Here is a 9,458-nt window from a genome sequence, read left to right as displayed (position 1 = left end):
TTCGATGGAGGAAGCAACAAAACGATTTAATTCATTCCAACATCAAGAAAAAGAGAAGAAGAATAGCAAGGGAGATTTCATTAATAAAATCCTTAATAATTGTCACTATTGGCACTCTACTTTTCATTTGAAGTGATTAACAAATACATAATTATTAGCGAAACAAGTCTGTAAATCCTAAGGTACAAAAGAAAGGGAAACACCTTTTGTCATAGTAAGGTGTTTCCCTTAAATTAAATTTATGATTTAGCATAATAACAGGGCTTACATTGCTTTCTCCAACTATTTTCGGCATTTAGCCACCTTTTTTTATGACAAGAAGGGCATTCGATACGTACTTTATCTAATTCCCACTTTAAAGTATTTCCATTAAAATCATATTTTTCATTTTCATTTGAGGGATCAGGTATTTGATTTTTACCAACTTCCACTATACAATTCTGGCAGTAAAATTTATCATTTAGTTTTTTTAATGTAACAAAAGAAATACCTTTGAGATCACCTTCTATTGCATCACAAGCACTACAAATACGACCATTTAATCTGTTTTGATACTGAACTAAACTACTTTTGCAAGCTTCTTCATCATAATTATCATAATAGCGAACTCCTGGTATGACTGTTGAGCAATGGTAACAATTTAAATCTTTTGTTCCTCCTGGATGAGTAAAGTCATAGTATCCTAAGCCTTTTCGATCTACCTTATATTCAGACCCACCCTCTACCTTAAGTATATTTTTAAAGCTGCAATGAGTGCATACTACAGGAAATCGTTCTGTTCTACAGTCTGAACAATTACAGGGACTACCCCAATCACAATTTGGCATCAAATATCAACTTCTTTCCTAATTAAATTTCTGTTATTTGCATTATTAAAATATACACCCATATGTTAAAATGTTCTATTATTAATGCATAGGTGGGATTGCGATGAACAATAATAAACACCCAAAGTCATATTACATAAGAGAATATACTTTGCGTGATAAAAGAAAAAAATCCATTAAAGTGGAAGACTGGCGCTCGTTTAAAGAAGAAATGAGGGTGCTTGGTATCAAAGACAGTGATATTTTTCAAATTCAACTGATTGAAAAACATGTGTAAGTTTATTATCAAAACTAAAAGAACTTGTAGGATTTCTACAAGCTCTTCTTGATATAACGTAATAATACAATTGGCTTTTATTAGTTATATAGCTTATTCAAATCAATATCATAACCGGAACTTTTTAATTCTCTTGCAAGTTGTAGTTCCCAATCCCCCTCGGATTTCATTGTAATATACACTACACCAGATATATCATTTGGTGTTTCAACTGTATCTTTCACTAATGCAGCTACATTTGCTCTTCCAATTTTACCTATTAAAAAACCGTGTTCAAAAACAACATTTTGTCTAGCACGAGGTTTTAAATTCTTTTCATCCCCCTCTTTTGAACCAACATCACATGGTGTATATAAGACTACACCAAACCCTACATTTGAATAGGATTCGATTTTTTCAATTATTGTTTTTCCTTCATTTGCTTGTTGATGAAGGATAACCGGTATTAATCCTAACCTTCTAATAAGTTCGGAAACTTGCGTTTTAGCAAGGTCATCATGTCCATGCACAATAAATACCTTTGTTCTATCAATTTCAGATTCATCTTTTGAAACTTCATCTTTTGAAACTTTATCTTCTGTATGTCCTTGTTCCTCTAGCTTTTTCTCTGCTATGGCAAACATAATTTTTGTTATATCCCTTGTATAATTATCATTGTTCATTATGTCAGAAGGGCTCATCATTGCAGCTGCTCGACTCTTAAACGATCTTTCATTTTCATCTTTGATAAATTGTTTTGAAGATATTGTAGACTGTTTAATAACAATTCTATCTACATTTTCAGGTTCAATAAAGTACCCATCAAAATGTATTTTTTCATCTTTCAAGTACGGTATAATAACCTTTTCTATAATCTCATCTTGAAATTCATTATCTAATTCATATACATTTCTGTATGCATTTTTTTTATGAATACTTGTGTGATAATACACACGATTCGCCGCTACAAACATCTATAACCCCTCCGCACACTTTTGAAATTTTAATAATATAAATATAAAATATCCCTCTATAATTACACTACACTATTTATAGGGTGTAAAGAATTTTAACTATAAGAGATCAACCAGACGACATAAAACTCTTGTTTTTCCGTAAAGTATTTTTTAAGTATTCACCATTTCAATGCATTTCCATCTATTTTCGTAATATAAGAGATAAAGTATTCTGGTGCTAATGCATTACTAGAAAAGTCCATTTCAATTTCATTAATATCACCTTTTTTAGGAAACACCTTCCACATTTTTTGTCTTATCGCTTTGGGCTTATTCCATAAATCATCATAGTTAGATAAGTTCGCATCAAAAATAAAGTACACTTTTTCATCTCGATATGGCTTTTTTTCGAATACTCCATAATTAACTAATAACACATACGGAACATGTTTAACTGTCAATCCCTTATAGAGCCATATATTAATTTCATTCGCTTTCTCCAGCACACTTTTAAAATCTTGTTGCCGGAACCCTTCCCCGAAAACCTCCTGGCATTTCAAATAAAATACCCATAGATTATTTAATACCGTTTGTTTTATTTTCTTTGCATTGGCATAATCTTTCTCCGTCGGTGTTAAATGCTTATATCTTTTGTGATTTTCAGCTAATAAAGGACAATCCGAACCCTTGAAATGCGCAAAATGTGTGTTCATATCACTGGCTTTTGCACGTACATACATGCTTTTATTACAAACCGCACAAATCGGCGTTTCCTCCATATATTTCTTTTGCCACTCTTCTATAGAAATTTTTTCATGTGTTACAGGATGAAAAGCAAAATTAGTCATCTTTACCTACTCCCTTTTTTGAGTTGTCAAATATCCTTCTTTTTAGTTAATTTAGTTGCAATCACATAAAGCAATACTATGTTTTCCCCCCAATTATAAGCTTTCATTTCCCCTTACCGTTTTATGGTAAATATTAAATTATTAAAAAAGTAAAAAACCTTACTATTAATAGCAAGGTTTCTCCTAATGGGGTAATGACATTTATTTTACAAGCGCTATTTACCAGCCTGTACCGTGTTCAGACATATAAATAACTGGCTCTTTCGGAAGTGGTTTTGCTTGTTGTGAATCATTAGATACATTAATACCCAATGTCAGAATTATGGCCGCTGCAAAACTTAATAAACCTAGCTTTTTCATTTTAAAGCCTCCCGTTCTTGTAATTTTTTCTCTGCTTGATGAGCTATGTGATAATACTTCCCGGCTTTTTCTAAGCCATTATCTTCAACAAATTTAATTGCTAACTGTTGAGAGTAGTCTTTCACATATCCAATTAACCCTTCTTTTTCAAAAACGGAAATTCCTTCTTGTATTACTGTTTCTAATGTTTCAGTTGATGAACCATTATTCATAGCTTCTAAAATTTTAAAGTGATATTCATATTCTTCATTACTTAAGCTCTTACAAACATTAATACCATCTAAAATTAATGTTGATGCAATTTCTTTTTGACCTAATTTAAAATATTCTCTAGCTAATAAGAAGTTTGCTTTTAAAAGCGGAAGGTCTGTAAGACTGCATTTTTCATGATCAATTACCTCTGATAAATAGCGTATTGCTAGTTCAGACATATCTTGATCAGCATATAACATGCCTAAATTTTGTCGTGTTTTTAAAATCAAATTCTCATGCTCTGTATTTTCTAAAACAGTTAAGGATAAAAGAAAATGTTCCTCTGCCTTTTCATACTGCCTTAATGTATTACAAATCAACCCTGTAATATTTTCACATCCTGCAACATTAATTTCATATCCTTTGTGTTTTAAAAATATTTCTTTAGCATACAAAATATAATCCAGGGCCTTTAATGGCTGGCGCGTCTGCCAGTAAAAAATTGATCGTTTATATTGAAATTCTGCTTTTTCAATTTCATCTGGAACATATTTTAAAAACTCTTCTGCTTTTTGATATGCTTCATTTGCAACACTGTACTTTCCAATTTCTACAGCATGTAGCGCCTTAAAGAAATAATAATAATATGTTAAAAAGTTGTCTTTAGGTTTTTCAATCTCTTCTAACGCTTTTAAGCTATCTTCCATACTTCCTTTATTGTTAATCAAAATATTGTAACGGTAATTAAGAAGCGCATAATATACAAGTATGTTTTGATCTTCTTCTATACTGTGAATTTTACTATCTATACTTTCTTTTAATTGTTGGGCTGTCCCGATGTTTCGTATGCGAATTTCTTCGTACCATTCGTTCAATAGGCTTGTAATTTTTTCTTTAGTAATTACTTGAACACCCATAGCATCCACTTCCCCTTTTTCATGTAAATTAATACCATAATATCAAAAAATACAGCTAAACACATTAAATATTCAGAAGATTGAATATTTCTCAATAAAATATACATCTAATTGTTTTCTTTGAAATAAGTCTAATAACAAACTAAAAGGACATTTTCACTAAATAAATCGTAATTACATATAAATTCATTTTGCACCTATTTTTTAGGGCACGATTGCCTTTTTGAAACGATCCATCTATTACCGATTTTCTTCGCTTTAACCTCACCAGAAGCACATAAATTTTTTAGTGTTCCTGGTGACATGTTCCACTGTTCAGCCGCTTCTTCTACACCCATAACCTCATCTAGCGGGTTTCTATCCTCATCAATATAATTAATCACCAATTGACGTAATGTTTCAGCTGGCGCACTTGTTTTTTTAGTGAATTGCTCCCAGACATCGTCTGGAAGCCTAAATTTTCGCTGCATTAAAAACCTCTCCTTTCAATTTCACAATGATATTGCAAAGCTAGACTATCGGCATATTTTAAAGCCTGGTGGCGTTCTTTCCCCACAAACATTTTGTAATGTTCACAAAATCCATTCACCTTTTCATCTTCTATATAATTTTTATCGACCATTGGCCGCCTTTCCAATTGAACATGAAACTTTACAAGATTTTTATCATATCTATTTCTGACTAACGTTACAACGCTTTTAAATTCAGTATTTGCGACAGTTTGCGCATGTTCATGTATTTTCATTTGATACTCTTTTAATTTTTCTATAATTTCCTCTAGCCTATTTATATCCCTTCCGGCCCGATCACTGTAACCTTTTAATCTCTCCATATCATAAATGTGTTTGAATTTATCACAATTAGCATTTATATACATTTGGGCATCTCCTTTTTTTTAGAAAACTAAGAGGGAAAATCCCTCTTAGGCTTCTAGTTTCGGCTTTCCTTTTTTGATGCGTTTCACTTCGTGCATGGTACGAATTTCATCTAGTGAAAATTCTTTATTATGGTATTTTTTATACTCTCCCTCATACCAGTACCAAGCCCTTTTTTTAGATGCCCATTTGAAACCAAGTTCTTTTAATTCTTTCTTTAAAGAGTAAGTATTACCTGTAACCCAAACCCAAGTCCCGATGATTTCAATTTCAAGATCATATTTGATAAGTTCGTCAATGATGTTTTGATATGCTCCACTTGTTTCTGTTTTCGTATTCAATTTTTCAAAGAGCTTATCATATTCGTTCTTTAGTTCAATGAAATCTTCATGTTTCCCGCCTAAGTCTGGATGATGTTTTTTAGCTAATTTTTTATATTGTTTCTTTAGATCCTCTAAGGTAGTGACACTTTGAAAGTATTTCATGGTCAACAACTCCTTTTGTTTTTTGAATGCGCTAGCGCATTTCTTAATTTTATATTATCATGCGCTAGCGCATAAAACAAGTATTATTTTACAGTTTTTCATTTTATTTACATTTAATTTCAAAAATAATAAGGACTAGATCTTATCTAGTCCTTATCACAATTAATTATTTGAATAATATCGGCCCTCCAATGCTCTTTATAAGCCCTAAAATGTCAATATTAGTATGATAGATACCAAAGATTATACTAAGCACCATAAACCGAATTAAACTTTTTATCTTTTTCATTAAAAAAGAGACAACCGCCCCTACAATAAATACAACTAATAGGACTGTCATAATTGTTCCCATGCTTTCCTCCCAAATTGATAATAAAATTCTCTCTTATCTAAAATGGATTTAAGGCCCTTATCAGCCAAAATAACGTTTAAATACAAATTTGATACCTAATGTATTAGTGAAGTTTAAAAGGCGTTTTATAAACAAATCTGAGAAGTTATTTTCTGTGGAATGGTGGAAGTTTATTATGATGATAGTCGTAGACAAATTGTTTTGTCATAAACATGATACCAATCCCATTTATAACAATGGAGATTAGGATAAATATTACTTGTAGATCAATCCTGTCAGTTAAAACCGTTCGAAGAACATACATACCAATGAGACTAATAGCTACAATTCCAAAGCCGTATATATCATATTTTCCGTTCTCTAGCTTTTCCTGTTCAATATTAAATGTTTTATAACACAAATAAGCAACAATTCCCGTTGTTATCCAAATAAGTACGCTTATCATTACATGATCCACCTCCTTTCCTTTATAACCAGCGTACTTATTTGATTTTATATTGTTAAAAAAATCAACTTATATATCCATCTTCTTTCATAGGTTGTTGAATTTTCGTTTCATCTACTACCCATCTATTTTTCTGTTCATCATATATTATAGAAATATCTAGCGGTATTTGTGTAATACTTGAAACACCGTTAACGGTTATTTTCTGCCAAACACGGGCGAATATATTCGCATGTGTTGCATCTACTGGTGTATAGTACAATAACAATTTATCAATATCCGAAACTATAGTTTTATCTGGTTCTGTTTTTTCTATTGGTTGCTTTGGATCTGTTCCCGCTGGAACTAGCATTTTTAAAGCTTTTTCTGTTGCAAAGGGTTGGATCTTAGTCCACGCTCTTTCCCCTTTAGCTGTATCATAAGCAAAAAAGGCCTTTAAAAAATCTTCTGTATCTTTCTTTACCTCTGTTTCGGTATTTCGTTCTTTCCCCTTTAATTCCTGGTTTAATTTTTCGTTTTCCTTTTGTGCTACCTTTAATTTTTTCTTTGTATCCTCATATTTTTTTTGATAATTATTTACTTTTGAAGTTTGAGAGCTTGCATATGTCCCTACTCCTAAAAATAACAATATGAGAATTGCTACAATCCCCTTATTCATATTACTTCCCCCTTTATTTTACCCTTCTAATACCAGAGAAATGCTCTGTCCAATACGGCATACTTAGATCTGCATAATGTAAATGTGTTCCACCTGCATTAAACATCTTGTTATTACCAATGTAAATTCCGATATGTGAAATACCCGCTTTATATGTTCCGTGAAAGAAAACTAGATCGCCTGGCGCTGGTTTGTCAACAGGTACGGTCGCATTATACATATCTTCTGCGGTTCCACTAAGTCGAATTCCTACTTTATTGAAACTCCACTCGATCAGTCCCGAACAGTCGAAATTCGGCGGCGCTCGGCCAGCCCACACATACGGATATCCATCGTATGGTGCTACTAGAGCCATAATTTCATTAAATTTAACATTGGCTGGTCCGTCCCCTGTTCCGTCTCCAGGGCCAGCACCTCCACCGCCAGCGGTAGCAACATAGTGTTTTAATACCTTTTCCACATACGTAAAATCCCCGTAACAATACGGACTTCTAAAACCGCATTGCGTGCGCCCTCCAGCATGTTCTAAAGCAAATTGTTTTGCTAATTCAAGTGTGTACGCTCCTCCATTTTTTTGAACATAATAAAAAAATCCTGGCCCAAAATTATAGCTTTGAAGTGCTAATTTAATTTTTTCTATATCAGCCGGGCCAGAAACACCTGCTAATTCTAATGAATGTTTTAACTCCTGTATGCCACACCATATTGAATAGTCGGGATCTGTTATACCATTTTGTATTTTTGGATAACGAGTGTTAAACGCTCCCTCTGCACTCTGCATGACATCGAGCAAAGTCCCGCCGCTCTCCTGTTCAATTAGGGCTAAAGCGAGTGGTACAAACTGTTCCATCCCAAAAGATTGCGCGTGCTTTCTTACAAGTGGTTCCCATTTTAAGACTTCCGGTGAAACATTAGCCGTCCCTATCCCGCCTATCCCGCCTACTCCACCTGGAGTTGTTGGTTTTTCATCATCTAACATTAAAACAGTAACCAAACCAACTCCAGCTACAGTAATCATTAATGCCGCTAAACTAATCAAAATTACGATCAGTTTTATTTTCCATCCCTTTTTCTTTTTTTGCTTTTTTTGAACCTGCTCTACTATTTCCTGCTCAACCATTAATTGTGATTGACTAGATTGCAACTTTTCTTCCCCTCCTTTTACTTAGAAAGAAAGCCCTCATTACTTAGAGGGCTTATGTTACATTCTCTATATCTTCATCTTCATTCATTGACGCTAAGTGTCGAGATCCACGCGCTGGATTGTTATACACTTGCTGGCGTTGACCTGGTCGCACTTGTTCTTCTTGTTCCCCACGTTCTTCTGTTCGTTCTGTATTAGATGCATTCTGTATGTCAGTTTGATTATTTTGTGCTTCATTTTCATTTGATGATTTATTTGTTTCTTTTTCTTTTACCGCTTCTGTCGATTCAATCCAATCTTGAACAATTTCTTGAATTTGTTCTTCTGGATTTGTTATGAAATCTTTTAACGGATTAGAAACATATTTTTCGTTTTTAATTACTTTTTCTTGTTTTTCTTTTATTTCAGAGGAATCAATATTTTTTGTTGGGATTTGTTCCGTTGGAACATTATTTTCTATCGGCGCTGTTTTCGTTTCTTTGGTAGGTGCTACAACTGGTGTAACTAATACATTTTGACCCGGCACTTCATTATGAATCGGTGCAGCTGGCGTTACCGGTGTTGTTGTTGGCCCAGCGGCTACTTCTTGATTTGGCACTTCATTATGAATCGGTGCAGCTGGCGTTACCGGTGTTGTTGTTGGCCCAGCGGCTACTTCTTGATTTGGCACTTCATTATGAATTGGTGTAGCTGGCGTTACCGGTGTTGTTGTTGGCCCAGCGGCTACTTCTTGATTTGGCACTTCATTATGAATTGGTGCAGCTGGTGTTACCGGCGTTGTCGTTGGCCCAGCGACTACTTCTTGACCTGGCACTTCATTATGAATCGGTGCGGCTGGTGTTACCGGTGTTGTCGTTGGCCCAGCAGCTACTTCTTGACCTGGCACTTCGTTATGAATCGGTGCAGCTGGCGTTACTGGCGTTGTCGTTGGCCCAGCGACTACTTCTTGACCTGTTACTTCATTATGAATCGGTGCGGCTGGTGTTACTGGCGTTGTCGTTGGCCCAGCGACTACTTCTTGACCTGGCACTTCATTATGAATCGGTGCGGCTGGTGTTACTGGCGTTGTTGATCCAGCGACTACTTCTTGACCTGTTACTTCATTATGAATCGGTGCGGCTGGTGTTACTGGCGTTGTTGATC

The 9,458-nt window shown here is 34.2% G+C and carries 13 protein-coding genes and 1 pseudogene; 1 reads left to right on the top strand and 13 read right to left on the bottom strand.

Annotated elements, in window-relative coordinates; translation table 11 throughout:
- Window positions 1–239: 239 nt before the first annotated feature.
- Window positions 240–827 carry a hypothetical protein gene (locus tag JTF23_RS27105; protein WP_204210260.1) on the bottom strand — a complete coding sequence of 196 codons (588 nt, stop codon included), beginning with the start codon at window positions 825–827 and terminating at the stop codon, window positions 240–242.
- 103 nt (window positions 828–930) lie between these two features.
- Between JTF23_RS27105 and JTF23_RS27100 the strand changes: the two genes are divergently transcribed.
- A complete protein-coding gene (locus tag JTF23_RS27100) occupies window positions 931–1,104 on the top strand; it encodes a hypothetical protein (RefSeq protein WP_204210259.1) in 174 nt (57 codons plus the stop codon).
- An 80-nt stretch (window positions 1,105–1,184) separates the two neighbouring features.
- On the opposite strand, the gene JTF23_RS27095 is transcribed toward JTF23_RS27100, so the two are convergent.
- From JTF23_RS27095 to JTF23_RS27040, 12 genes and pseudogenes are all read right to left on the bottom strand, one after another.
- Window positions 1,185–2,057, bottom strand: coding sequence for a TIR domain-containing protein (locus JTF23_RS27095; RefSeq protein ID WP_204210258.1), 873 nt, complete (start codon window positions 2,055–2,057; stop codon window positions 1,185–1,187).
- Window positions 2,058–2,218: 161 nt separating this feature from the next.
- Window positions 2,219–2,887, bottom strand: a complete 669-nt coding sequence (locus tag JTF23_RS27090; protein ID WP_204210257.1) for a hypothetical protein — start codon at window positions 2,885–2,887, stop codon at window positions 2,219–2,221.
- Between the two features lie 219 nt (window positions 2,888–3,106).
- Entirely contained in the window at window positions 3,107–3,247 is a 141-nt protein-coding gene (locus JTF23_RS27085; RefSeq protein ID WP_204210256.1) for a hypothetical protein, read from the bottom strand.
- Window positions 3,244–4,356, bottom strand: a complete 1,113-nt coding sequence (locus JTF23_RS27080; RefSeq protein WP_204210255.1) for a response regulator aspartate phosphatase — start codon at window positions 4,354–4,356, stop codon at window positions 3,244–3,246. Before JTF23_RS27080 ends, JTF23_RS27085 begins: the two co-directional genes overlap by 4 nt.
- A 197-nt stretch (window positions 4,357–4,553) precedes the next feature.
- A complete protein-coding gene (locus JTF23_RS27075) occupies window positions 4,554–4,826 on the bottom strand; it encodes a helix-turn-helix domain-containing protein (protein WP_097877640.1) in 273 nt (90 codons plus the stop codon).
- Window positions 4,826–5,233: a hypothetical protein gene (locus JTF23_RS27070; protein WP_204210254.1), complete on the bottom strand. Its 408-nt coding sequence runs from the start codon at window positions 5,231–5,233 to the stop codon at window positions 4,826–4,828. Before JTF23_RS27070 ends, JTF23_RS27075 begins: the two co-directional genes overlap by 1 nt.
- A 45-nt stretch (window positions 5,234–5,278) precedes the next feature.
- Window positions 5,279–5,716, bottom strand: a complete 438-nt coding sequence (locus JTF23_RS27065; protein ID WP_097877637.1) for a molecular chaperone DnaJ — start codon at window positions 5,714–5,716, stop codon at window positions 5,279–5,281.
- Window positions 5,717–5,882: 166 nt separating this feature from the next.
- Window positions 5,883–6,068 (bottom strand): hypothetical protein, encoded by a 186-nt coding sequence (locus tag JTF23_RS27060; protein ID WP_097877636.1) that lies wholly within the window; start codon window positions 6,066–6,068, stop codon window positions 5,883–5,885.
- A 145-nt stretch (window positions 6,069–6,213) separates the two neighbouring features.
- Complete coding sequence (locus JTF23_RS27055) at window positions 6,214–6,513, bottom strand: hypothetical protein (RefSeq protein WP_097877634.1); 300 nt, start codon at window positions 6,511–6,513, stop codon at window positions 6,214–6,216.
- A gap of 64 nt (window positions 6,514–6,577) precedes the next feature.
- A complete protein-coding gene (locus JTF23_RS27050; RefSeq protein WP_204210253.1) occupies window positions 6,578–7,171 on the bottom strand; it encodes a hypothetical protein in 594 nt (197 codons plus the stop codon).
- Window positions 7,172–7,184: 13 nt separating this feature from the next.
- On the bottom strand, window positions 7,185–8,315 hold the full coding sequence (locus tag JTF23_RS27045; RefSeq protein ID WP_374100909.1) for a bifunctional lytic transglycosylase/C40 family peptidase: 1,131 nt from the start codon (window positions 8,313–8,315) through the stop codon (window positions 7,185–7,187).
- Between the two features lie 52 nt (window positions 8,316–8,367).
- Window positions 8,368–9,458, bottom strand: a pseudogene (locus tag JTF23_RS27040) (hypothetical protein); the annotation flags it as partial.

The sequence above is a fragment of the Bacillus sp. RIT 809 genome (assembly GCF_016892495.1).
Taxonomy (GTDB): domain Bacteria; phylum Bacillota; class Bacilli; order Bacillales; family Bacillaceae_G; genus Bacillus_A; species Bacillus_A cereus_U.
This window is presented reverse-complemented; position numbering and strand designations above follow the sequence as displayed.